At 64.4% G+C, this 22,426-nt stretch carries 20 protein-coding genes and 1 pseudogene; 12 read left to right on the top strand and 9 right to left on the bottom strand.

Annotated features, from left to right (window positions below):
* From pqqC to D7I37_RS20080, 6 genes and pseudogenes are all read left to right on the top strand, one after another.
* Positions 1–765, top strand: coding sequence for a pyrroloquinoline-quinone synthase PqqC (pqqC, locus tag D7I37_RS20105; RefSeq protein WP_371415264.1), 765 nt, complete (start codon positions 1–3; stop codon positions 763–765).
* On the top strand, positions 765–1,043 hold the full coding sequence (gene pqqD, locus D7I37_RS20100; protein ID WP_061795304.1) for a pyrroloquinoline quinone biosynthesis peptide chaperone PqqD: 279 nt from the start codon (positions 765–767) through the stop codon (positions 1,041–1,043). Before pqqC ends, pqqD begins: the two co-directional genes overlap by 1 nt.
* Positions 1,036–2,175 (top strand): pyrroloquinoline quinone biosynthesis protein PqqE, encoded by a 1,140-nt coding sequence (pqqE, locus tag D7I37_RS20095; protein WP_095097529.1) that lies wholly within the window; start codon positions 1,036–1,038, stop codon positions 2,173–2,175. The genes pqqD and pqqE overlap by 8 nt, the downstream gene beginning before the upstream one ends.
* A gap of 3 nt (positions 2,176–2,178) precedes the next feature.
* Positions 2,179–4,494: a pyrroloquinoline quinone biosynthesis protein PqqF gene (pqqF, locus tag D7I37_RS20090; protein ID WP_129544224.1), complete on the top strand. Its 2,316-nt coding sequence runs from the start codon at positions 2,179–2,181 to the stop codon at positions 4,492–4,494.
* Between the two features lie 186 nt (positions 4,495–4,680).
* Complete coding sequence (locus D7I37_RS20085) at positions 4,681–7,116, top strand: glucose/quinate/shikimate family membrane-bound PQQ-dependent dehydrogenase (RefSeq protein WP_129544223.1); 2,436 nt, start codon at positions 4,681–4,683, stop codon at positions 7,114–7,116.
* 116 nt (positions 7,117–7,232) lie between these two features.
* Positions 7,233–7,347, top strand: a pseudogene (locus tag D7I37_RS20080) (IS110 family transposase); the annotation flags it as partial.
* On the opposite strand, the gene D7I37_RS20075 reads toward D7I37_RS20080, so the two are convergent.
* Positions 7,345–7,647, bottom strand: a complete 303-nt coding sequence (locus D7I37_RS20075) for a contact-dependent growth inhibition system immunity protein (protein ID WP_061795378.1) — start codon at positions 7,645–7,647, stop codon at positions 7,345–7,347. The pseudogene D7I37_RS20080 and the gene D7I37_RS20075 overlap by 3 nt on opposite strands.
* A gap of 198 nt (positions 7,648–7,845) precedes the next feature.
* On the opposite strand from D7I37_RS20075, the gene D7I37_RS20070 reads away from it, so the two are divergent.
* Complete coding sequence (locus D7I37_RS20070) at positions 7,846–8,769, top strand: ABC transporter substrate-binding protein (RefSeq protein WP_083950341.1); 924 nt, start codon at positions 7,846–7,848, stop codon at positions 8,767–8,769.
* 43 nt (positions 8,770–8,812) lie between these two features.
* Here D7I37_RS20070 and D7I37_RS20065 read toward each other — a convergent pair whose 3' ends face one another.
* The 3 genes from D7I37_RS20065 to D7I37_RS20055 all read right to left on the bottom strand — a co-directional run bounded on the left by D7I37_RS20065 (position 8,813) and on the right by D7I37_RS20055 (position 11,603).
* Complete coding sequence (locus tag D7I37_RS20065) at positions 8,813–9,733, bottom strand: substrate-binding domain-containing protein (RefSeq protein ID WP_129544221.1); 921 nt, start codon at positions 9,731–9,733, stop codon at positions 8,813–8,815.
* 72 nt (positions 9,734–9,805) lie between these two features.
* Positions 9,806–10,585 carry a TIM barrel protein gene (locus D7I37_RS20060; protein WP_129544220.1) on the bottom strand — a complete coding sequence of 260 codons (780 nt, stop codon included), beginning with the start codon at positions 10,583–10,585 and terminating at the stop codon, positions 9,806–9,808.
* A complete protein-coding gene (locus tag D7I37_RS20055; RefSeq protein ID WP_129544219.1) occupies positions 10,485–11,603 on the bottom strand; it encodes a Gfo/Idh/MocA family oxidoreductase in 1,119 nt (372 codons plus the stop codon). The genes D7I37_RS20060 and D7I37_RS20055 overlap by 101 nt, the downstream gene beginning before the upstream one ends.
* A gap of 190 nt (positions 11,604–11,793) precedes the next feature.
* Between D7I37_RS20055 and D7I37_RS20050 the strand changes: the two genes are divergently transcribed.
* Complete coding sequence (locus tag D7I37_RS20050) at positions 11,794–13,749, top strand: sigma-54-dependent Fis family transcriptional regulator (RefSeq protein WP_061795312.1); 1,956 nt, start codon at positions 11,794–11,796, stop codon at positions 13,747–13,749.
* Between the two features lie 15 nt (positions 13,750–13,764).
* Here D7I37_RS20050 and rhaM read toward each other — a convergent pair whose 3' ends face one another.
* Genes rhaM through rhaB form a run of 4 tightly spaced genes read right to left on the bottom strand, consistent with a single transcriptional unit; the run spans position 13,765 to position 17,641 of the window.
* A complete protein-coding gene (rhaM, locus tag D7I37_RS20045) occupies positions 13,765–14,079 on the bottom strand; it encodes an L-rhamnose mutarotase (RefSeq protein ID WP_061795313.1) in 315 nt (104 codons plus the stop codon).
* Positions 14,076–14,912 (bottom strand): rhamnulose-1-phosphate aldolase, encoded by an 837-nt coding sequence (gene rhaD / locus D7I37_RS20040; RefSeq protein ID WP_061795314.1) that lies wholly within the window; start codon positions 14,910–14,912, stop codon positions 14,076–14,078. The genes rhaM and rhaD overlap by 4 nt, the downstream gene beginning before the upstream one ends.
* Positions 14,913–14,921: 9 nt before the next feature.
* A complete protein-coding gene (locus D7I37_RS20035) occupies positions 14,922–16,172 on the bottom strand; it encodes an L-rhamnose isomerase (protein WP_095097517.1) in 1,251 nt (416 codons plus the stop codon).
* Positions 16,169–17,641, bottom strand: coding sequence for a rhamnulokinase (rhaB, locus tag D7I37_RS20030; protein ID WP_129544218.1), 1,473 nt, complete (start codon positions 17,639–17,641; stop codon positions 16,169–16,171). The genes D7I37_RS20035 and rhaB overlap by 4 nt, the downstream gene beginning before the upstream one ends.
* Between rhaB and D7I37_RS20025 the strand changes: the two genes are divergently transcribed.
* The 3 genes from D7I37_RS20025 (at position 17,640) to rhaR (ending at position 19,628) form a co-directional block, all read left to right on the top strand.
* Complete coding sequence (locus D7I37_RS20025; RefSeq protein WP_061795317.1) at positions 17,640–17,837, top strand: hypothetical protein; 198 nt, start codon at positions 17,640–17,642, stop codon at positions 17,835–17,837. The two genes, rhaB and D7I37_RS20025, sit on opposite strands and share 2 nt — an antisense overlap.
* Positions 17,838–17,930: 93 nt before the next feature.
* On the top strand, positions 17,931–18,743 hold the full coding sequence (gene rhaS / locus D7I37_RS20020; protein ID WP_061795318.1) for an HTH-type transcriptional activator RhaS: 813 nt from the start codon (positions 17,931–17,933) through the stop codon (positions 18,741–18,743).
* Between the two features lie 15 nt (positions 18,744–18,758).
* Positions 18,759–19,628 carry an HTH-type transcriptional activator RhaR gene (gene rhaR / locus D7I37_RS20015; protein ID WP_095097515.1) on the top strand — a complete coding sequence of 290 codons (870 nt, stop codon included), beginning with the start codon at positions 18,759–18,761 and terminating at the stop codon, positions 19,626–19,628.
* Here the strand turns inward: rhaR and rhaT are convergent, their stop codons facing one another.
* Positions 19,629–20,663: an L-rhamnose/proton symporter RhaT gene (rhaT, locus tag D7I37_RS20010; RefSeq protein WP_095097512.1), complete on the bottom strand. Its 1,035-nt coding sequence runs from the start codon at positions 20,661–20,663 to the stop codon at positions 19,629–19,631.
* 315 nt (positions 20,664–20,978) lie between these two features.
* Between rhaT and aldA the strand changes: the two genes are divergently transcribed.
* A complete protein-coding gene (gene aldA / locus D7I37_RS20005) occupies positions 20,979–22,418 on the top strand; it encodes an aldehyde dehydrogenase (protein ID WP_095097509.1) in 1,440 nt (479 codons plus the stop codon).
* The last annotated feature ends 8 nt before the right edge of the window (positions 22,419–22,426 follow it).

Raw genomic sequence — 22,426 nt, 5'->3', positions numbered from 1 at the left:
ATTGACCATGACAACACAACCATCCCCCTCTCCGCGCAGGCGTTCGAAGCGGCGCTGCGGGCCAAGGGCGCCTATTATCATATTCATCATCCGTATCACATCGCGATGCACAACGGCGAGTCGACGCCCGAGCAGATCCAGGGCTGGGTCGCCAACCGGTTTTATTACCAGACCAGCATCCCGATCAAGGACGCGGCGATCATGGCCAACTGCCCGCAGCCGGAAACCCGCCGCAAATGGGTGCAGCGCATTCTGGATCACGACGGCTACGGCGGCAGCGAAGGCGGCATCGAAGCCTGGCTGCGCCTCGGCGAGGCGGTGGGCCTGAAACGCGAAACCCTGCTATCCGAGGAGCTGGTGCTGCCGGGCGTGCGTTTCGCGGTGGACGCCTACGTTAACTTTGCCCGCCGCGCCTGCTGGCAGGAGGCGGCCTGCAGCTCGCTGACCGAGCTGTTCGCTCCGCAGATCCACCAGTCGCGTCTCGACAGCTGGCCGCAGCACTACCCGTGGATCGATGCGGCGGGCTACGACTATTTCCGCAGCCGCCTCGGCCAGGCCAACCGCGACGTGGAACATGGGTTGGCGCTGGCGCTGGAGTATTGCGACAGCGTGGAAAAACAGCAGCGCATGCTCGAGATCCTGCAGTTCAAGCTGGATATTCTGTGGAGCATGCTGGACGCCATGAGCATGGCCTATACCCTGAACCGCCCCCCGTACCACAGCGTGACCGCCGCGCGGGTATGGCACAACCAGAGGCTGGTGTGATGACCCTCGATCCTGAACAAACCCCGGTCTTCCGTCGCGGCTATCGCCTGCAGTGGGAGCAGGTGCAAAACAGCCACGTGATCCTTTATCCGGAAGGCATGGCTAAACTGAACGAAAGCGCCGCCCTCATTTTGCAACAGGTGGACGGCAAGGCAACGTTGAATGACATCATCGGCCAGCTGAACGCCCGCTTCCCGGGGGCGGAAGGGCTGGCGGAGGACGTGCTGGAGTTTTTCCAACGCGCCTACGAGCAAAAATGGGTGATCTTCCGTGACTGAACCAAGCGCAACGCCGGCGGTGAATCCCCCGCTTTGGCTGCTGGCGGAGCTGACTTACCGCTGCCCGCTGCAGTGCCCCTACTGTTCCAACCCGCTCGACTTCGCCGCGCAGGAGCAAGAGCTGACCACCGAACAGTGGATTGAGGTGTTCCGCCAGGCGCGGGCGATGGGCAGCGTGCAGCTGGGCTTCTCCGGCGGCGAGCCGCTGGTGCGCAAGGATTTGCCGGAACTGATCGCCGCCGCCCGCGACCTCGGTTTTTACACCAATCTGATCACCTCCGGCATCGGCCTGACCGAGAAAAAGCTGCAGACCTTCGCCGACGCCGGGCTGGATCATATCCAGATCAGCTTCCAGGCCAGCGACGAAACGCTGAACGCCGCGCTGGCGGGCTCCGCCAAGGCGTTCCAGCAAAAGCTGGCGATGGCCAAAGCGGTCAAGGCGCTCGGTTATCCGATGGTGCTCAACTTCGTGCTGCACCGGCATAACATCGATCAGATCGACCGCATCATCGAGCTGGCCATTCAGCTGGACGCCGACGACGTCGAACTGGCGACCTGTCAGTTCTACGGCTGGGCGCACCTCAACCGCGAGGGGCTGTTGCCGACCCGCGAGCAAATCGCCCGGGCGGAAGAGGTGGTGAAGCGCTACCGCGAAAAAATGGCCGACGGCGGCAATCTGGCCAACCTGCTGTTCGTTACCCCCGACTACTATGAGGAACGGCCAAAAGGCTGCATGGGCGGCTGGGGCGCCATTTTCCTGAGCGTGACGCCGGAAGGCATGGCGCTGCCCTGCCACAGCGCCCGCCAACTGCCGGTGAAGTTCCCGTCAGTGCTGGAGCACGACCTGCAGCATATCTGGTATCACTCCTTCGGCTTTAACCGCTACCGCGGCTATGACTGGATGCCGGAGCCCTGCCGTTCCTGCTCAGAGAAAGAAAAAGACTACGGCGGCTGCCGCTGCCAGGCCTTTATGCTGACCGGCGACGCCGACAACGCCGATCCGGTGTGCTCCAAATCCGCGCATCACGGCACCATCCTGGCGGCGCGCGAGGCGGCAAACCGCACGCAGATCGGCATCGACCAGCTGCGTTTCCGCAACCGGGTCAACTCCCAACTGATTTTCAAGGGCTAAGGCATGTCGCGAAGCACCGCAACGCTGCGCCTCGATAACGGGCTGCGGGTCCGGCTGATCGGCGATCCGCAAGCCGGCCGTGCCGCGGCGCTGATGCGCATCGAGGTCGGCAGCCTGGACGAACCGCCCACCTGGCCGGGCCTGGCGCACCTGCTGGAGCACCTGCTGTTTCGCGGCAGCGAGGGCTTTGCCGCCGAGGAAGGCCTGATGCGCTGGGCACCCGCCCACGGCGGGCGGCTGAACGCCACCACCCAGGCGACCCAGACCGCTTTCTTCTTTGAGGTGGACGCCGAATGGCTTGAGGCGGGCGTGGCGCGCTTGATCGATATGCTCGGCGCCCCGCTGCTGGCGGCCGAGGCGGCGGACCGGGAGGCCGAAGTGATCGACGCCGAATACCGCTTGCTGCGCGCGGATGCCGAAACCCGCTGTGAGGCCGCGCAGCGCCAGGCGTTTAGCGGCATTGACGGCCTGCATCGTTTCCATATCGGCAGCCGCGCCGCCTTTGGCGCCGATGCGGCGGCCCTGCGGCGCGCGCTGCGGCAGTTCCATCGGCAAGGCTACCGCGCCGCCGGCATGACGCTGTGGCTGCAGGGGCCGCAGCCGTTGCCGCAGCTGGCCGCCATCGCCCGGCGATTCGCCGGGGGCATCCTGGGCGGTCCGGTTACGCCCCGCGCGCCGCAGCCGCCGTTGACCGCCCGGGGAGATTATCGCCTTGGCCTGGCCGGCGCGCCGCAGCTGCGCCTGACCCTGGCGTTGAATCGCGCCCCCTGCCGCGGCGCGCTGCGGCTGCTGGAGAGCTTGCTGCTGGATGAAGCCCCCGGCGGTTTGTTGGCCTGGCTGCGTGCGCAGGAGCTTTGCGATGCGGTACGCCTGACGCATGAGCGCTGCGGCGATGAACGCTGGCTGCTGAGCTGGATCTTTACCGTCAATCGGGGCACCGCCGATGAGGCGGCGACCCTCGAGCGCGCGCTGTTCGGTTGGCTGCACCAGCTGGCGGGCCTCGGTGACGCGCCGCTGGCGCATTATCGCCAATTGGCGAATCGGGCTTTCGACCGCCTGGCGCCGCTAGAACAGCTGAGGGAACGGGCCTTTGGCCTGCCGCCGGTGGAACACACCGCCGGCTGGGCGCAGCAACTTTCGGCGCTGCTCACCGCCCCGCTGAGCCGTTTGACGGTGCGCCCAGAGCCTGGCGCCGCGTCCCGCGAGGTTCAGGGGCTGCCTTTGTCGCTCACGGCGTTGGAAACGGCGCCGCAGCCGCCGAGCGACGTGCCCCGCTTCCATTTCTTCTCGCCGTCGGCCACGCCACCGCAAGCGCCGCAGCTGCCGCAGGAGCGCGCGCCGCTGCGCCATCGGCTAGCCGGAGCACCGCGGCCGGTATTGCTGCTGCGGCCGGTGCCGCAGGCGCCCTTCAGCGACGAGCAGGGTTATCGCCTGCAGGCGGCGCTGCGCACCACGGCGGCGACGCTGGCGCACCGGCACGGCCAACTGAGCATTGAGCGCTTCCAGGGCGTGTGGCAGCTGCAGCTCGCCGGAGATGATGCCTTGATGTGTCACGGCATGAGCGCCATCAATCGCGCGCTGTCGGCGCTTTCGCCCGCCGTGCTGCGCGATGCCGCGCGAACCTTGCGGCGGGAGCGGCTGCGCGAACAGGGCGACATCGCCATTCGCCGGCTGCTGGCGCAGCTGCCGGCGGCCTTGAGCGCCACGCCGGCGGCGCTGAGCTGGCGCGCCACGCTGATCGGCGGCCATGCGCCCTTGCAGTCGTCGCTGTCCCGGCTACTGAGCGACTTCCCCTACCCGATCACCGCCGCGCCGCAGGCGATGCGCGGCCACGCCCCGGTCAGGCTGTCGGAAAGCGGCGACGAAAGCGCGCTGCTGTTATTTTTCCCGCTGCCGGAAATCACCGCGTCGGGGCGCCTGGCGCTGCGATTGTTGGCGCAGCTGTACGCGCCGCATTATTTCCAGCGGCTGCGCGTCGAACGGAATATCGGTTACGTGGTGCAATGCGCCTTCCACCGCTGTGCGGACATCGAAGGTATTTTCTTTGGGTTGCAGTCACCCCGGTTTACCCTCGAGCAACTGCATCGGTTCACCCTCGAGTTTCTGCAGGATATGACCGCGACGCTGGCCTCATTAAACAGGACCCAGTGGGATCGGGCCAGACAGACCCTGATGCAGAGCCTGCGCCAACGCAGTGACGACCCCATCCGGCGGGCGCGTGAAACCGTGCTTGAAAACAGCGAGTTAGAAGCGGAATTAGCGCAATTTTCCCGCGAGGCGCTGCAGTTTTGGCAGCGCAGGATTTTCACTTCCCGCTAAAAGTCACAACAATTCTTTCCGGCAGCAACATATCCTTAACCACCTAACGAATCAAATGGTACAATCTGCGGCATTCATCGTTTGATTGCCGTTTGCCGCCTTTCTCATTTCCGGAAAGAAGGCCAAACGGCTATTACGCTTGGTAAACCAAAAGCCAGAAACATTATTTTCGGAGAGTGCCAGAATATGTCTGATTCAACTACCCGGCCGGGTATAAAACGTAAGCTATGGTGTTGCCTGCTGGGGATCATCCTTGCGGCTACCGGCCTGTTCTTCGCCATCGCCGGCGGAAAACTGGTTTCGCTGGGCGGCAGCAGCTACTTCCTGATCGCCGGTATCGTCACCCTGCTGTCGGCCATTCAATTCTTCCGCGGCAAATCCTCCGCGGTGTGGCTCTACCTGCTGGTGTTTATCGGCACCCTGATTTGGTCGGTGCTCGACGCCGGCTTTGATTTCTGGCCGCTGGTATCGCGCCTGATGGTGCCGACCGGCCTGATGCTGCTGGCCTTCCTGACCTGGCCCGCGCTGCGCAAGCCGGAAGGCAAAGCGCCGCTGGCCAAGCCGTCTTACCTGCTGGCCGCCGTGCTGGCCGTCGGCATGGTCGGCACCTTCTACCAGATGTTCCAGCCGCACCCGACCGTCGCTTTCAGCGGCCAGCCGCTGCCGCTGATCCCGGTAGATAAAGCCAAACAGCAAAAAGACTGGGACAACTACGGCAATACCCCGGGCGGCAGCCGCTTCGTGGCGCTGGACCAGATCACCCGCGATAACGTGAAAGATCTGAAGGTGGCCTGGACCTTCCATACCGGCGACACCCCGCTCAGCCCGGACGGCAACGGCGCCGAAGACCAACAAACGCCGCTGCAGATCGGCAACCGCATCTTCCTGTGTACCCCGCACAACAACGTGATCGCCGTCGACGCCGACAGCGGCAAAGCGATCTGGAAGCGCGAAATCAACGCCAAATCCCAGGTCTGGAACCGCTGCCGCGGCCTGGCCTATTTCGACGTCAACAAGCCGCTGCCTGAGCCGACCGTGCCGGGTTCCACCCCTGCCGCGCCGGTGGCGCTGGCCGCAGGCGACAGCTGCCAGCGCCGCATTCTGATGAACACCATCGACGCGCGCCTGGTGGCTATCAACGCCGACAACGGCGAGTTCTGCCAGAACTTCGGCCGCCAGGGCGTGGTCGATCTGAAGGCCGGCCTGGGCGACGCCGCCGATCCGAAATATCAGCTGACCTCGGCGCCGACGCTGGCCGGCACCACCGTGGTGGTCGGTGGCCGCGTGGCCGATAACGTGCAAACCGACATGCCTGGCGGCGTGCTGCGCGGCTTCAACGTGATCACCGGCGAAATGCGCTGGGCGTTCGACCCGGGCAATCAGCAGCCGAATGCGGCGCTGAAGCCGGGCCAGACCTTTGTGCGCAGCACCCCGAACTCGTGGGCGCCGATGTCCTACGATCCGGCGATGAACACCGTATTCCTGCCGATGGGCAGCTCCTCCGTCGACCTGTGGGGCGCCAACCGCAACGCGCTGGATCATAAATACAGCGCTTCCATCCTGGCGCTCGACGCCACCACCGGTAAGGAAAAATGGGTTTACCAGACCGTGCATAACGATCTGTGGGACTTCGACCTGCCGATGCAGCCAAGCCTGATCGACTTCCCGATGAAGGACGGCACCACCAAGCCTGCGCTGGTGATCGGCGCCAAAACCGGCCAAATCTTCGTGCTGGATCGCCACACCGGCAAGCCGCTGACCGAAGTGAAAGAGCTGCCGGTGAAAACCCGCAACATTCCTAACGAACAGTATTCCTCCACCCAGCCGTTCTCGGTGGGCATGCCGTCGATTGGCGCGGACAAGCTGACCGAGTCCGACATGTGGGGCGCCACGCCGTTCGATCAGCTCATGTGCCGCATCAGCTTCAAATCGATGCGCTACGACGGGCTGTTCACCGCACCGGACACCGACGTTTCCCTCAGCTTCCCGGGCTCGCTCGGCGGCATGAACTGGGGCGGTCTTTCCACCGATCCGAACAACCATTACATCTTCGCCAATGACATGCGCCTCGGCCTGTGGGTGCAGATGATCCCGCAGAAAACCGACGCCAATACGCCGGCCAGCAACGGCGGCGAATCGGTCAATACCGGCATGGGCGCGGTGCCGCTGAAAGGCACGCCGTATGCGGTCAACAAAAACCGCTTCATGTCGCCGCTGGGCATTCCATGCCAGAAGCCGCCGTTCGGCACCCTCTCCGCCATCGATCTGAAAACCCAGAAGGTGGTGTGGCAGGTTCCGGCCGGCACGGTGCAGGATACCGGGCCGTTCGGCATCAAGATGCGCGCGCCGATGCCGGTCGGCATGCCGACGCTGGGCGGCACCCTGGCGACCCAGGGCGGCCTGGTGTTTATCGCCGGCACGCAGGACTATTACCTGCGCGCGTTTGACTCGTCAACCGGCAAGGAAGTGTGGAAAGCGCGTCTGCCGGTCGGCAGCGGCGGCACGCCGATGAGCTATGTCTCACCGACCACCGGCAAGCAGTATGTGCTGATCTCCGCCGGCGGCGCCCGCCAGTCGCCGGATCGCGGCGATTACGTCATCGCCTACGCGCTGGATAAATAACCTTAGCGCTACCATCGCCAAGCCCCCGTCGCCACCATGGGGGCTTAATGATATGGTCACCCCCACCCTGTGAGCGGTACGCTGACAGGGTGTTTTTCTTTCTGAAGGGGATCATAATGCAAAACGTTACGCTCATCGGTATCGACCCCGGCAAGCGCTCGTTTCATGTCCATGCTCAGGATAAAAGCCGGGCATGCTTTACTGCGTAAGAAGTTTTCCTGTACGCAGCTAGCTGGGTTGGCGGCGCGCCGCCAATAGCCGAATTCGTTCCAAGAAATCCTTTGTCGTTGTTCCCCATAGCTCCGGCACAACATCGTTCCCCCAGCGCGAAATAAACTCATCATCAAGCGTATCAGGGTATGCGGCTTCAAATTCAGCCACATCTGCAATCAGCGTATTGATCTGTGATGGAGGATTGTCCTTAAGATAGAAGTCCATGACACCTGAAAGGGTCGTTGCTCCAGTGATTTCATAGCTATCCTGCCCGAAATAAATTTGTATCAGATGCTCGAGTGCGGAAAAGTTACCCATTATTTTCATGGTGCGATCTCAAAAAGTGGGGTGGGCAGTGAGGATGCAATAGGGTTTGCCGTGGAAGACTTCAAAGCGTATCCGCTCATCATGTTTTTTCCAAGATTAGTTATTTAATTTTGTTAGTTCACAGACTTACCCCCATCAGAGATAGTGCAGTGACCGCCTCTCAATATAATAATGAAGGTAATTAACATAATGATATATAGCAAAAAACTGGCAATCATCGCGGCGCTGTTGGGCTTTTCGGCCGTGGTTGACGCCGCGCCGGGCGTCGATATCGTGGCGAACGAAACCCCCATCCATACGGTGAAAAACGCCGACGCCGTCGCCAAGATCCCCGCCGGATTCAAATTTGTCGAGCCCGGCACGCTGACGGTGGCGATCTCGCTGCTAGGCAGCGGGCCGCCGTTCGGGCTCTACGCCCGCGACAACAAAACGGTGATCGGCAGCGAATCGGACATTGCGCGGCTGGTGGCCGATGGCTTGGGCCTGAAGCTCAAACTGGTGCCGACCTCGTGGGAGGACTGGCCATTGGGGGTGAGTTCCGGTAAGTACGACGCGGCCATCTATAACATCACCGTGACCAACGAGCGCAAAACCAGGTTCGATTTCGCCACTTACCGCCAGGATACGCTGGGCTTCTACGTGAAAAGCGACAGCAAAATCACCGCGATAACTTCGGCGCCGGACATCGCCGGCAAGAAGATTATCGTCGACTCCGGCACCAACCAGGAGGCGGTGCTGCTGGCCTGGGATAAAGAAAACCGCGCCAAGGGCCTGGCGCCGCTGCAGCCGGTGTATGTTACCGACAAAGCGGCGTCCACGCTGGCCATTCAGTCCGGCCGCGCCGACGCCACCTTCGGGCCGAACGTTTCCGGCGCCTACCAGGCCAAGCTGACCGGCAAAACCCGCCTGGTGGGCATCGTGCCGGGCGGCTGGCCGAAAACCGCCAACATCGCCGTCACGCTGAAGAAAGGCAATGGGCTGGCGGCGGCGGTGCAGGCCTCGCTCAACGGCGCCATCGCCAACGGCAGCTACCTGCGGGTGCTGGAGCGCTGGGCCGAAAGCGACGAGAAAATTGCGCATTCGGAAATCAATCCGCCGGGGCTGGGGGACTGAGGCGAAAGAAAAGCCCCGCCTGGCGGGGCTGGTTGCGGCATAGCTAAGGGCTGGCGGCGGCGAACTGCGCCAAATTGGCCTGGGTGATGGTTTTATACGGCACCCACAGGTAAGGCTCGGTCGGCTGTTTGTCCAACAGCGCTTTGGTTACCTTAACCGCGCCGATCGCCTGTCCTTTGGCGTCCTGGAAGATGGTCAGCGCCATGCCGCCGTTTTTGATAAACTGCAGGCCGTCCGGCGTGCCGTCGATGCCGGCCACCAAAATGTTTTTATTCTTCGCCTGGTTGAGCGCCATGATGGCGCCGATGGCCATTTCGTCGTTGTTGGCGGCGATGGCGTCGATCGGGCTGCCGTTGAGCAGCCAGCCGGAGACCACATCCACCGCTTCGTTGCGTTGCCAGCGCGCGCTCTGTTTCTCCAGCACCTTCATGTCCTTATATTTGGCGATCACCGCCTCCACCGCCCGGGTGCGTTCGCGCGCCTCTTCGTTGGACAACGCGCCCATCAGGATCGCCACGTTGCCGCGGTAGTTCATGCGCTTCGCCAGCGCCTCCATCTGCATTTCTCCGCCCACCGCGGAGTCGGAGCCGACGTAGGCCATCTCCTGCTCCAGCTTCACCTCCGGCTTGCGGTTAACGAAGATCAGCGGAATGTCGGCCCGTTTGGCCGCCGCCATCATCGGCTGCACGCCCTGGGTATCCACCGGGTTGAGGATGATGGCGTCGACGCCGAGGTTGATGAAGTCTTCCACCTGCTGCACCTGCAGCGCCACGTCGCCTTTGGCGTCGACAAACTGGCCGTCCATTTGCTGCTGTTTCAGTTCGTCGGCCATTTGCGTACGCAGGATGGAGACGAAGTTAAGATCGAAATTAGCCAGCGCCACCCCGACGCGATAGCTCTTCGCCTCGGCGCCGAAGCTGATGGCGATACACAACATTATCCACAGTAGGGTTTTGATTTTCATAACGATGTCCCGTTTGTTATCACGTTGTTATTGTTATGCCGGGCACAGGCGCATGCCCGGCGTCACGCTGGCTTACAGGGTGAAATGCTCGCGGAACTGCCGCAGCGCTTCGGTGCTGTCGCCGGCGGCCCAGCCCTCCAGCGCCACCACGCCCCGGTAGTCCATCTCCGCCAGCGCGCGGGCGATGGCGCGGTAGTTGATTTCCCCGGTGCCGGGTTGGCGGCGCCCCGGCACGTCGGCCACCTGGATCTCGCCGATCGCCGGGCCGCAGCGCCGCATCAGCGCGATCAGGTTGCCTTCGCCAATTTGCGCATGGTACAGGTCGAGATTCATCTTCAGCCCCGGGCTGCCGACCGCTTCAACCAACGCCAGCGTATCGCTGGCCCGGGCGAACGGCGTGCCCGGATGGTCGACCTCGAGGTTGAGGTTTTCCAGCGTAAACACCCGCCCGCTGCGTTCACCCCACTGCGCCAGCCGCCGCAGGGTGTCTGCCGCCTGCAGCCACATTGCGCCGCTCACCCGTTCGACCGGCCGCACCGGCAACCCCTTCCCGTCCAGCCCGGTGCCGTGCAGGTTGAGGTTGGGGCAGTTCAGCCGCTGCGCCACCGCCAGCGAGGCTTCCGCGCTCTGCAGCAGTTCGGCGATCCGATCGTCATCGGTCAGGTTGCCGCCGAGATAGCCGGTCATCGAGGTGAAGCGCGCGCCGGTGGCCGCCAGGGCATCGATGTCCTTATCGGCCCAGCCCCAGATTTCAACGCCAAATCCCAATTCGGCGATGCGCTGTACCCGTTCGACGAACGGCAGCTCGAGAAACACCATCTCGGCGCACACCGAGAGCTGATAACCGGCCATCAGCGCCCCCCAGCCGCACCGGGCTGCCCTGTTGAACCGACTCGATGCAGGCCAGCGCAATTTCCAGCGCGTTGCGCGCATCCTGCCCGGTGGCGCGCGGCCGCTCGCCCTGCCTAATGCAACGGGCGAACGCCGCCAGCTCGGCCGCGTAGGCCTCGCGCAACAGGTCGGTGTCCTGTCGCGAGGTGTCGATGGCGATGCCGCCGGCGTGATAGCGCACGCAGTTGTTGAGGTTGATGTTGCCGGCCTGCAGCATTCCCTTGCTGCCGAACACCTCGCCGCGCACGTCGTAACCGTATACCGCCTGGAAGCTGGCTTCGGCGGTGGCGATGGCGCCGTTATCGAAACGGATCGTCACCACCGCGGTATCGAGCAGCCCGCGCGCCTTGAAGTCCGGCCGCACCAGCGCATCCGCCAGCGCGTAGACCTCCACCGGGCGGCTGCCGGGGTTGAAATGCAGCAGCGTATCGAAATCGTGGATCAGCGTTTCGAGGAAAATGGTCCACGGCGGGATCGGCGTGGGGTCGCGCAGCTGCGGATCGCGCGTTACCGAGCGGGATAACTGCGTCACGCCGTTCTCGCCGCTCTCGATCGCGGCGATCGCGGCGGCGAAGCCGCCGACAAACCGACGGTTAAAACCGACCTGCAACACCACGCCCGCCCGTTCGGCGGCGGCGATAGCCCGATCGGCCTCCTCCAGCGTGATGGCCATCGGCTTTTCACAGAACACGTGTTTGCCGGCCTGCGCGGCGGCGATCACCCATTCCGCATGGGTGCGCGCCGGGGCGGCGATGACCACCGCGTCAATCTCAGGATCATCCAGCAGGTTCTGCAGGTCGCCGTAGGCTTTGGCCACGCCCAGCCGCGCCGCCAGATCCGGCGCGGCGCCGGGCATCGGGTCGGCCACCGCGGCCAGCACGGCGCCCGGTACCCGCCAGGCCAGCGACTCGGCGTGAAAACTGCCCATGCGGCCGGCGCCGATCAGCCCGACGCGTACATTGTTGCTTAGCTCACTCATAAGATCTCCCGTTGGTGGTTATGGCGTTGATAGGTGTTCGCCCTGGAGCTATTGCAAGGCGGATGCCAACGGCACTGGCCGGGATTCTGTGAGACGTTGCACAAATAGCGGCGACAAAATGGAAACAAAATGGACATGTCAACTTTGCATGTCCATAAAATGAACATTCCAATTCGTACCGGAGAACCAGATGGACGCCGCGGGACTCAAACCCATCAAAGACGAAAGCGACCCGATCTTCAGCCTGCCCGAGGGCGCGGAGGCCGCTGAGTGGGACAACCTGCTCTGGCAAGGCTGGCGCGCCTTTAACGCCGGGGAGCGGCCGGGTTGGATACGCGCCTCCATCCTGAGTTCCTGGCAGCGTTCGCGCCAACGGGGCATCGATCCCGACGACTTCGTCTATTGCGCCCCGCCCGCCGACGCGCTGGCGGCGATCCTGGCGGCCAACGCCGACCTGATCGCCGTGGCGCGCAGCGTGATGGAAAACCTGCTGGCCTATAACCCGGACGGCCACATCAACCTCACCGACGCCGACGGCGTCACCCTGCATTACTGCGGCGCCGACATCACGCCGGTCGGCAGCATCCTGCGCGAAGAGGTTCAGGGCACCAACTGCACCGCTCGCTGCCTGCTGGAACAACGGCTGGTCTACGTGTTGAGCGGCGAAAACTGGAAGATTGGCCTGCGTCAGCGCCACCGCCAGTGCGCCGCGGCGCCGGTGCGCAATACCGAGGGAGCGATGATCGGCGTGCTGACGTTGACCGCCACGCCGGACAACTTCAACGCCCATACGCTCGGCACCGTGCAGGCGGCGGCGGAGGCCATCGGCCAACAGCTGCAGCTGCGGCGGCTATTGGCCGAGCAACAGTCGATTTTGGAAACCCTGAATGAAGGGGTGATCGTCTGCGACGCCGCCGGGCGGCTGACCATCGTCAACCGCTATGCGCGCCAGATTTTCGGCGATCTGGAGCCCGGCGGCGGGCATATCGATGCGCTGTTGCGGCCGCAGTCCGCTTCGCTGCTGACCATGCCGTTCTGCAACGATCGCGAGATGACGTTCTGCCCCGACGGCAAACGCCCCCTTTCCTGCCTGATTTCGCTGATGCCGGCACCGGACAACGGCCGGGTGCTGTCGCTGCGCGAAGACCGACGCATCCGCGCCATCACCCGCCGCGTGATGGGCGTCAGCGCCAGCTACACCTTCGAAATGATCCGCGGCCATTCCCCCGCCATTCAGCAGGCGATCGCCCAGGCGCGCACCAGCAGCCGCAGCCACAGCACGGTGCTGCTGCGCGGCGAAAGCGGTACCGGCAAAGAGCTGTTCGCGCAGGCGATCCACAACGCCAGCGCGCGCAGCGGCGAGCCTTTTGTCGCGGTCAACTGCGGCGCGCTGCCGCGCGATTTGGTGCAGAGCGAGCTGTTCGGCTATGTCGACGGCGCCTTCACCGGCTCCCGTCGCGGCGGCTCGGCCGGCAAATTCGAACTGGCGGACGGCGGCACGCTGCTGCTGGACGAGATCGGCGAAATGCCGCTGGAGGCGCAAACCAGCCTGCTGCGCGTGCTGCAGGAAAACGAAGTGCTGCGCATCGGCGCCGCGCAGCCGGTGAAGGTGGACGTGCGCATCGTGGCGGCCACCCACTGCGATCTGGCGCTGGCGGTGGAGAGCGGCGCGTTTCGCCGCGATCTGTATTACCGGCTGAACGTGATCTCCATCGCCATCCCGCCGCTGCGCGAGCGCCAGGACGACATCGCCGGGCTGATCACCGGCTTTATTCGGCAGCTGTGCGCGCGCATGAAGAAAATCCCGCCGCAGGTATCGCCGGCGGCGATGGCGCGCCTGCAGGCCTGGCGCTGGCCCGGCAACGTGCGCGAGCTGGAAAATCTGGTGGAGCGGATGGTCAATCTGTGCGAGGGACTGCTCATTGACGTCGAGGATTTGCCGGCCGAGATGATCGCCGCTACGCCGCCGCTGCCGGCCGCGCCCGCGCTGCGGTTGGAAGACAGCGAGCGGGCGCATATTCTGCAGGCCATCGAGGCGCACGCCGGCAATCTGCGCCGCGCCGCCGATCAGCTCGGGCTGTCGCGCACCACGCTGTACAACAAAATTAACCGCTGGCGCATCGATGTGCGCCAGTTCCGGCAGTAACCCCGCTCGGCGGGGTTATTCCAGATAAAACACCGGCTCCAGCGTTTCGCTCAGCGGGCTGTTGTCGGGGTTGCCGGGCATCAGCTCGCGCATCGAGAGCCACCAGCGCCGGCAAACGTCGGTGTCGGCCACCGCCTGCCAGCGCGCCTCGGACTCGATCTCCACCACCGCGAACAGCAAATGACGCCGCGCATCGAGAAAAATACTGTAGCGATGCGCGCCGTGCTGCTTCAGGGTTTGCGCCAGCTCCGGCCAGATGGCGGCGTGGCGCTGCCGATACGCCGCGTGCGCGTGCGGGTACACCGGCATCACGAAGGCCTTGCGGATCATAACGCTCGTTCCGCGTCCAGCGCCGCCTGCCACGGCGTCACTTCAAACCGTTTCCCCAGCGCAATCAGCTGCGGCGTGCTGATGGTCTGCCGCATGCCGCCCATCGACAGCACCTTGACCAGCACCTGCGCCGACTTCTCGGCGGTGTCGATCAGGCCGAAGGCGTCGTCCAGCGACGGGCCGCTGGCGAAAATGCCGTGGAACGGCCACAGCACCAGCGTGTGGCTGCGCATCTGTCGCGCGGTCTGCTCGCCGATGCCGTCGGTGCCGGGCACCATCCAGGGCACGATGCCGACGCCGTGCGGGAACACCACCAGGCATTCGGTGCTGCCCTCCCACAGCAGGCGGGTAAAGCTGGCGGCGTCCAACTCCAGCACGTAGCTGAGGGCGATCAAATGGGTGGCGTGGCAGTGCATGATCACCCGATCGGCGCCGTCGGTCAGCGTTTTGCGCACGCAGTGCGACTGGAAGTGCGACGCCAGCTCGGAGGTCGGCAAACCGCCGTGGCTCAAGCCCCAGTGAATGCTGTAGGCGTGGCCGTCTTCGCTGACCCGCAGCAGCGCCAGGCTGTCGGCGGGATCGAGCTGCACGTTGCGGAAAAACTTGCCCGAGCCGGTGACCAGAAACCAGCAGTTGGCCAGTTCGACGGCCGGCTGGCTCAGCTCGACCCGGCGCGGCTGCGGGGTGAAATCGCCCTGATACGGCCGCACTTCTTCGTCCAGCAAGCGCAGGCTGATATTGCCGCCGTTGCGTTCATCCCAGCCCTTCAGCCACATGTCGGCGGTGGCTTTCACCATGCCCTGCACAAACCATGAAGAAAGAATACCTTGCATGCTGCCCCCTTAGCGTTGATTGAGTTGTTCGTAACGGCGGACGTCTTCCAGCCAGCCGGCCCCGACGGGCACGTCGTGACGCAGGCAGTAACCTTCCCAGATAGCCTGCCACGGCAGCGACTTCTGCTCTTCCAGCAGCGCCAGCCGCGCGGTGTAATCCCCCGCCGCCTCCCGCTGCCGCAGCAGCTCGACCGGCTCCAGCAGCGCCCGCAGCAGCGCCTTGCGCACGTTGCGGGTGCCGATCACCCAGGCGGCGATGCGGTTGATCGACGCGTCGAAGAAGTCCAGGCCGATGTGAACCTTGTCGAACAGCTGATGGCGCACGATCTCCTGGGCGATCGCCTGGGTTTCGTCGTCCAGCAGCACCACGTGGTCGCTGTCCCAGCGCACCGGGCGGCTGACGTGCAGCAACAGCCGCGGCACATACAGCATCGCGGTGGAAATCTTGTCGGAGATCACCTCGGTCGGATGGAAATGGCCGGCGTCGAGCGTCAGCGCGATCTGGCGGCTGGCGGCATAGCCCAGACAGAATTCGTTGGAGCCGACGGTGTAGCTCTCGGCGCCGATGCCGAACAGCTTGCTTTCCACCGCGTCGATGTGGTGGCGCGCATCCAGCGGCTCCGCGAGCACCTCATCCAGCGCGGTCATCAGCCGGCGCCGCGGCGCCAGGCGATCGACGGTCAGATCCTTCATGCCGTCCGGCACCCAGATGTTCATTACCGACGGCGTGCCGAGCTGCTCGCCAAAGTGGGCCGAGATGCGCCGGCTGGCCTGGCAATGCTCAATCCAGAAGCGGCGGATGGCCGGATCGGCGTGCGCCAGCGTGAAGCCGTCGCTGCTGAGCGGGTGCGAGAAGCAGCTCGGGTTGAAATCCAGTCCCAGGCCCTGGCTTTTGGCCCATTCCACCCAGTGGCTGAAGTGTCTGGGCTCAATGGCGTTGCGCTCGACCGGGCGCTCGCTTTCCAGATAGATCGCATGCAGGTTCAGCCGTTTCGGGCCGGGGATCAGTGAAAACGCCCGCTCCAGATCGGCGCGCAGCTGCGCGGCGTTGGTGGCGCGGCCGGGATAGCCGCCGGTGGCCTGGATGCCGCCGGTCAGCGCGCCCTGCGGGTTTTCGAAGCCGCGCACGTCGTCGCCCTGCCAGCAGTGGACGGAAATGGGCAGGCGATCGAGCAGGTCCAGCGCGCGCGCAACGTCGATGCCAAGATCGCTGAAGCGCTGTTTCGCCAGGTCAAACGCCTGTTCAATGGATCGGGTCATAAGCAAGGTTCCTTTGTCGACAGGCTGATAGCCTGGAATCGGTTGCGGTTGGCGACGAGTTCGCTGTCGGGATTGGGCGAAAACACCGCCGGCGTAAAGTTGCGGGCGACGATGCGGCGGAAAGCGGCGACGTCCGCCACCTCCCCCAGCGCGATCAGCTGGCAGCCCATATTGCCGAGGATCGAGGCTTCGACCGGGCCGGCATGCAGTTCGATGCCGCAGGCGTCGGCGCACAGCTGGTTGAGCAGCCGGTTCTGGCTGCCGCCGCCGACGATATGCAGGCGGCTGAAGGCGCCGCCGCGCAGCGTCTGCAGCTCCTCCAGCACCTGCCAATACAGCAGCGCCAGGCTGTCGAAGATGCAGCGCGCCAGCGCCGCGGCGCTTTGCGGCGCCGGCATGCCGTGGCTGAGGCAGGCGTCCTGGATCTCGCGCACCATGCTGGCCGGATTGATAAAACGCGGGTCGTTGGGGTCGATCAGCGCGCGGCAGCCCGGCAAGCGCGCCGCCTGGTCGATCAACGGCGGCAGTTCGGCTATCTCCAGCTCTTCGCACACCCGCTGCAGCAGCCACAGCCCCATGATGTTCTTCAGCACCCGAAAACGCCCCTCCGCGCCGCCTTCGTTGGTGACGTTGGCCGCCAGCGCCGCCGCGTCGGTATAGGGCCGGGCGCTTTCAAAGCCCATCAGCGACCAGGTGCCGGAGCTGAGGTAGGCGGCTTGCACGTCCTGCAGCGGCGCGGCCAGCACCGCGCTGGCGGTGTCGTGGCTGGCGACGGCGATCACCGGGATCCGTCTGCCGGCGGCGCTGCGCCAATGCCCCAGCTGATTGCCCGGCGGCGTCGGTTTGCCGAACCACGCCGGCCGCGCGCCGGCCCATTCCAACAGCGCCGCATCCCACTCGCCGCTGCGGATGTTCAACAGCTGACTGGTGGTGGCGTTGGTGTATTCCCAGTTCAACTGGCCGGTCAGCCGATAGTGCAAATAATCCGGCATCATCAGCAAGTGAGCGACGCGCGCCGCCTGCTGCGGATGGCGCTGCGTGAAAGCCCGCAGCTGATACAGGGTGTTGAACGGCAGAAACTGAATGCCGGTGCGCCGGTAGATCTGCGCCGCGCCCAGCGCCCGGCTGGCCTGCTGCATCAGGCCGTGGGTGCGATCGTCGCGGTAGGCCACCGGCAGCCCGACCCGCTGCCCGTCGGCGTCCAGCAGCACATAGTCCACGCCCCAGGTGTCGACGCCGATGCTGTCCACGCCGATGTTCTCGGCGTCGAGCCGCTGCAGCCCCTGCAGGATCGCCCGCTCCAGCGCATCCACATCCCAGCAGTCATGGCCCTCGATGCGCCGCAGGCCGTTGCCGAAGCGCACCACTTCCCGCAGGGTGATTTCCTGTTGCTCCGGCCGGTAGCGGCAAAGCATCACCCGGCCGCTGGAGGCGCCGAGATCTATGGAGACAATATGGCGAAGTGTCATGGGCTTGCTCCTGATGAATCGATGGCGACAGTTTAAAACCCTGGGGAAACGGCACCTTATCGCCACTGCCAGTCTGGCGCCCGCGGCTGGCAATCAGGCAAAGATGAACGTGATGCGCTTCACGCTTTGCGCTTTTGGCCGCGGTGTGACCCGGCGCGCAATTTTGTCTTTTTCCGGCGCATTCTTGAAAAAATGACCGCCGGAGCGGCGCTGACGCGTCGTAATTTCAAGGCGGCCCGCCGACGCCTCCTCTAGTATTTGTTGCAAAATGGTTAACGGAGATGAAGAGATGGCAATGTTGCGCGGCAGTGACTTTTTCGCTTCAAGCCCTTACCCGGTGACGATCGAGCCGCGGGTCCCGCAGTCCGGCTTTCCCGAGCATCACCATGATTTTTACGAAATCGTGATCGTCGAGAGCGGCGCAGGCACCCACGTGCTCAACGGCCAGCCTCAGCCGCTGTACGGCGGCTGCATCTGTTTTGTCCGCGACAGCGATCGTCACCTCTATGAACAGACCGACAACCTGCATCTGACCAACGTGCTGTATCGCGGCCCCAACGCCTTTCGCTTTCTCTCCGGGCTGGATCAGCTGCTGCCGCAGGCGCAAAGCGCCCACTGGTGCATCAGCAGCAAGCTGCTGGAGCAGGTGCGCGCGGTGGTCACCCGGCTGGCGCAGACGCCCGCCGCCTTCGGCCTCGAACATCTGGCGCAGCAAGAGCTGTTGTTCATGCAGCTGCTGGTGTTGCTGCGTCAGGGATCCGTCGCCGCGGCCGCCGACGATCCCGAGGGCCGGCTGCGCCTGCTGCTGGACTGGTTGGCGGAGCACTACAGCGACGAAGTGGACTGGGATTGGCTGGCCGATCGCTTCTCGCTTTCGCTGCGCACCCTGCACCGCCAGCTCAAGAAGCACACCGGCAGCACGCCGCAGCGCTACCTTAATCGGCTGCGGCTGCTGCAGGCGCGCCAAATGCTGCGCCATGAGGATACGCGCATCACGGATATCGCCTACCGCTGCGGATTTGGTGACAGCAATCACTTTTCCACGCTTTTCAAGCGCGAGTTTGGCTGTTCACCCCGTACTATGCGACAAAACGACTTCTGACCCCGAGGTGTCCCGGTGAACTCCCCGCTGCTGCTGGCCAAAACAGATTATCTGCCCTCTGAGCTGATGCCGGTGGCGGTCGCCGATCGGGCGCCTCAGCCCTCGTTTCCGCCGCACACCCACGAATTCAGCGAGATAGTCATCGTCTGGCGCGGCAACGGCCTGCACGTGCTCAACGACCGGCCCTGGCGGGTCACCTGCGGCGACATCTTTTATATCCGCGATCGCGATTGCCACAGCTACGATTCGGTCCACGATCTGGTGTTGGACAATATTCTGTATTGTCCGGAGCGTTTCCGGTTGGCTATCGACTGGGCGGAGCTGCTGCCGCCCGACGTTCGGCAGCACCAGTCCCACTGGCGGCTGACCACCCGCGGCATGGCGCTGACGCGCGGCGTGATCCAGCAGCTGGCGCAGGAAAGCCGCAAGACCGACCAGCTGTCGATCCAGCTGACCGAAGCGCTGTTCCTGCAGCTGGCGCTGATCCTGCGTCGCCACCGTTACGCCCCCGAACAGCACGGCCAACTGCCCGAGGGGGAACAGCTGGATCTGCTGATGGCGGCGATCCAGGGCGATAACGGCGGGCGCTTCGAGCTGGGGGCGTTCTGCTTGCAGCATCGGCTGGCGGAGCGCGGGCTGAAGCAGCTGTTCCGCCAGCAGACCGGCATGACCATCGGCCACTATCAGCGCCAGCTGCAGCTGTGCCGGGCCAAATATTTGCTGCGCCGCAGCGACTGCCTGATCGGCGAGGTCGCCGCCCGCTGCGGCTTTGACGACAGCAACTACTTTTCGGTGGTGTTCACCCGGGAAACCGGCGTCACCCCCAGCGCCTGGCGCCAACGTTTTGAACGGGGCCGGCGCCCGACGGCGGAGGTGAAGCTGTGATCAGCCCGCCATGCCGAGGCCGACGATGTTGGCCGCCAGGATGATCACCAGGCAGCCGACGCTCAGCACCGCCACCGGACGTCGGCCGGCGTTGTTCCACTCCTTCAGCAGCAGGCCGACCAGGCCGCCGCACAGCACGTAGAAACTCATGTGCAGCATCCAGCTGATAAAATCATACTGCGCCGGAATGCGCGCGTGCCCCCAGGCGTAGAAGAAGAACTGCAGGTACCACATGGCGCCGCCCAGCAGCGAAAACAGCAGGTTGGCCAACAGCAGCGGTTTGGCGCGCGAGAAATCGACCCGCACCGACAGCTCCGGCTTGATAGCCAGACGTGCCAGGCAGTAACCCAGATTGATCAGCGCCCCGCCGCCCATGATCACCACGTAGCTGGGCAAGGCGACATACAGAGGATCGATGCCCAGCTGCGCCGCCGCCTGATGCATCGGCTTGGCCGCATCCATGGCGAACGACATGCCGGCGGAAAAAATCCCGCACAGCACCGCCAGCACCAGCCCCTTGCGCAGGTTGAACTCTTCGGCGCAGATGCCCATCGCCCGCTCCTTCAGCACCCCGGCCCAGCTGACGATCGCCACGCCGACCAGCGCCACCAGAACGCCCAGCAGCGTCATCAGCCCGCCGGCGGAGCCGAACAGCGCAACGAAGCGGCCCTGCAGCAGCGGCGTCATCAGCGTGCCGACCACCAGGGTGATGCCGATGGCGATGCCGATGCCCATCGACATGCCCAGATAGCGCATGGTCAGGCCGTAGTTCACGTTGCCGATGCCCCACATGGCGCCAAACAAAAACACCGGCAGCAGCGTGCTCGGGCTGAAAGAGCGGTAGTACTGCCAAAAATCCGGCAGCAGCAGCCAGCTGACGGCCCACGGCAGGATCAGCCAGGACATCAGCCCGCCGATCGACCACATGGTTTCCCATGACCATTGCCGCACCTGCTTGAACGGCGCATAAAAACAGGCGGCGCTGGCGGCGCCGACCAGATGCCACAGTATTCCCAACAGAATGACGTTATTCATTGTCATGCCTTCCTTCGTAGCGTGTAAGAGGACAAAAAAACGACACGAAGGAGTCTATCGGGCTTGCCTGCCCGCCAACCTTAGCCTGACTGCCAGCTCTGACGTAAGTTGGCAAAATACAAGGGGTGACGCCGGGCGGGATCACAGTTCCCCGCACTGACGCGCGGGCAATGCGAAAAATGGCGGCGGCGATCGGCGCGATCCGCGCAGGGCTGCCAGCCGCGCGCCTTCGGTGGCACTGGCGCAAAGGTTATTAACATCAGGAATTCATTAATCTGACAATTCGTTAATCACCATCCCCTGTGGAGCCCTGCCATGAATAATCCTCAAAAACGCATGTATATCGACGGCGAGTTCACCGTCGCCCGCAACGACCGCTGGATCGAGGTGATCAATCCCGCGACCGAACAGACCATCCTGCACATTCCGCAGGGCGACGCCGCCGACGTCGAGCGGGCGATCGACGCCGCCGCCCGCGCCCAGCCGGATTGGGAGGCGCTGCCGGCGGTGCGGCGCGGCCAGTGGCTGCGCGATATCGCCGCCGGCATTCGCCAGCGTGAGGCGGCGCTGAGCGCGATGATCGTCGCCGAAGGCGGCAAGACGGCGGCGCTGGCGAAAATCGAAGTGCTGTTCACCGCCGACTACCTGGACTACATGGCCGAATGGGCGCGGCGCTATGAGGGCGAAATCATCCAGAGCGACCGCCCTGACGAAAACATCTTTATTTTCAAGAAGCCGATTGGCGTCACCGTCGGCATCTTGCCGTGGAACTTCCCGTTCTTCCTGATCGCCCGCAAGGCGGCGCCGGCGCTGCTGACCGGCAACACCATCGTCATCAAGCCCAGCGAGCTGACGCCGGGCAACGCGGTGATGTTTGCCGAGATCGTTCACCAAATCGGCCTGCCGAAAGGCGTGTTCAATCTGGTGACCGGCTACGGGCCGGAAGTGGGCCAGGCGCTGGCGGCCAGCCCGAAGGTCGGCATGGTCAGCCTGACCGGCAGCATCGGCGCCGGGGTCGCCACCCTGCGCGCCGCCGCCGACAACGTCACCAAGGTGTCGCTGGAGCTGGGCGGCAAAGCGCCGGCGATCGTGATGGCCGACGCCGATCTGGAGCTGGCGGTACGGGCCATCGTCAGTTCGCGGGTGATCAACAGCGGCCAGGTGTGCAACTGCGTGGAGCGCGTTTACGTGCAGCAGGCGATTTACCCGCAGTTTATCGCCCGGCTGACCGAGGCGCTGCGGCAGGTGACCTTCGGCGATCCGCAGCAGCGGAGCGGGCTGGACATGGGGCCGCTGATCAGCGCCGCCGCCTTGCAGCGGGTGGAGGACAAGGTGGCGCACGCCGTCAGCCAGGGCGCCGAGCTGGTGTTGGGCGGCAAGCGCGAGCCGGGAACCGGCTATTTCTTCCCGCCGACCCTGCTGACCCGGGTGCGGCAGGATATGGCGATCATGCATGAGGAAGTGTTCGGCCCGGTATTGCCGGTGGCCACCTTCGACACGCTGGACCAGGCGATCGCTATGGCCAACGACAGCGAGTACGGCCTGACGTCTTCGATCTTCACCCGTGACCTGAACGTGGCGATGACCGCGCTGAAGCGGCTTAAGTTCGGGGAGACCTATATCAACCGGGAGAACTTCGAGGCGATGCAGGGTTTCCACGCCGGCTGGCGCAAATCCGGCATCGGCGGCGCCGACGGCCGCCACGGGCTGGAGGAGTATCTGCAGACTCAGGTGGCCTACCTGCAATATCGATAGTCCCGCCC

Source organism: Serratia sp. 1D1416 (genome assembly GCF_003641105.1).
GTDB lineage: Bacteria > Pseudomonadota > Gammaproteobacteria > Enterobacterales > Enterobacteriaceae > Serratia > Serratia ficaria.
The sequence above is the reverse complement of the archived record's forward strand: the minus strand, read 5'-3'. Positions and strand labels throughout refer to the sequence as shown.

Bases quoted from the DNA above. Each gene is read 5' to 3' on its own strand.
- pqqD (WP_061795304.1), top strand. From the start codon at position 765: ATGACCCTCGATCCTGAACAAACCCCGGTCTTCCGTCGCGGCTATCGC.
- pqqF (WP_129544224.1), top strand. From the start codon at position 2,179: ATGTCGCGAAGCACCGCAACGCTGCGCCTCGATAACGGGCTGCGGGTC.
- D7I37_RS20085 (WP_129544223.1), top strand. From the start codon at position 4,681: ATGTCTGATTCAACTACCCGGCCGGGTATAAAACGTAAGCTATGGTGT.
- D7I37_RS20075 (WP_061795378.1), bottom strand. From the start codon at position 7,647: ATGGGTAACTTTTCCGCACTCGAGCATCTGATACAAATTTATTTCGGG.
- D7I37_RS20070 (WP_083950341.1), top strand. From the start codon at position 7,846: ATGATATATAGCAAAAAACTGGCAATCATCGCGGCGCTGTTGGGCTTT.
- D7I37_RS20065 (WP_129544221.1), bottom strand. From the start codon at position 9,733: ATGAAAATCAAAACCCTACTGTGGATAATGTTGTGTATCGCCATCAGC.
- D7I37_RS20060 (WP_129544220.1), bottom strand. From the start codon at position 10,585: ATGGCCGGTTATCAGCTCTCGGTGTGCGCCGAGATGGTGTTTCTCGAG.
- D7I37_RS20055 (WP_129544219.1), bottom strand. From the start codon at position 11,603: ATGAGTGAGCTAAGCAACAATGTACGCGTCGGGCTGATCGGCGCCGGC.
- D7I37_RS20050 (WP_061795312.1), top strand. From the start codon at position 11,794: ATGGACGCCGCGGGACTCAAACCCATCAAAGACGAAAGCGACCCGATC.
- rhaM (WP_061795313.1), bottom strand. From the start codon at position 14,079: ATGATCCGCAAGGCCTTCGTGATGCCGGTGTACCCGCACGCGCACGCG.
- rhaD (WP_061795314.1), bottom strand. From the start codon at position 14,912: ATGCAAGGTATTCTTTCTTCATGGTTTGTGCAGGGCATGGTGAAAGCC.
- D7I37_RS20035 (WP_095097517.1), bottom strand. From the start codon at position 16,172: ATGACCCGATCCATTGAACAGGCGTTTGACCTGGCGAAACAGCGCTTC.
- D7I37_RS20025 (WP_061795317.1), top strand. From the start codon at position 17,640: ATGGGCTTGCTCCTGATGAATCGATGGCGACAGTTTAAAACCCTGGGG.
- rhaB (WP_129544218.1), bottom strand. From the start codon at position 17,641: ATGACACTTCGCCATATTGTCTCCATAGATCTCGGCGCCTCCAGCGGC.
- rhaS (WP_061795318.1), top strand. From the start codon at position 17,931: ATGGCAATGTTGCGCGGCAGTGACTTTTTCGCTTCAAGCCCTTACCCG.
- rhaT (WP_095097512.1), bottom strand. From the start codon at position 20,663: ATGAATAACGTCATTCTGTTGGGAATACTGTGGCATCTGGTCGGCGCC.
- aldA (WP_095097509.1), top strand. From the start codon at position 20,979: ATGAATAATCCTCAAAAACGCATGTATATCGACGGCGAGTTCACCGTC.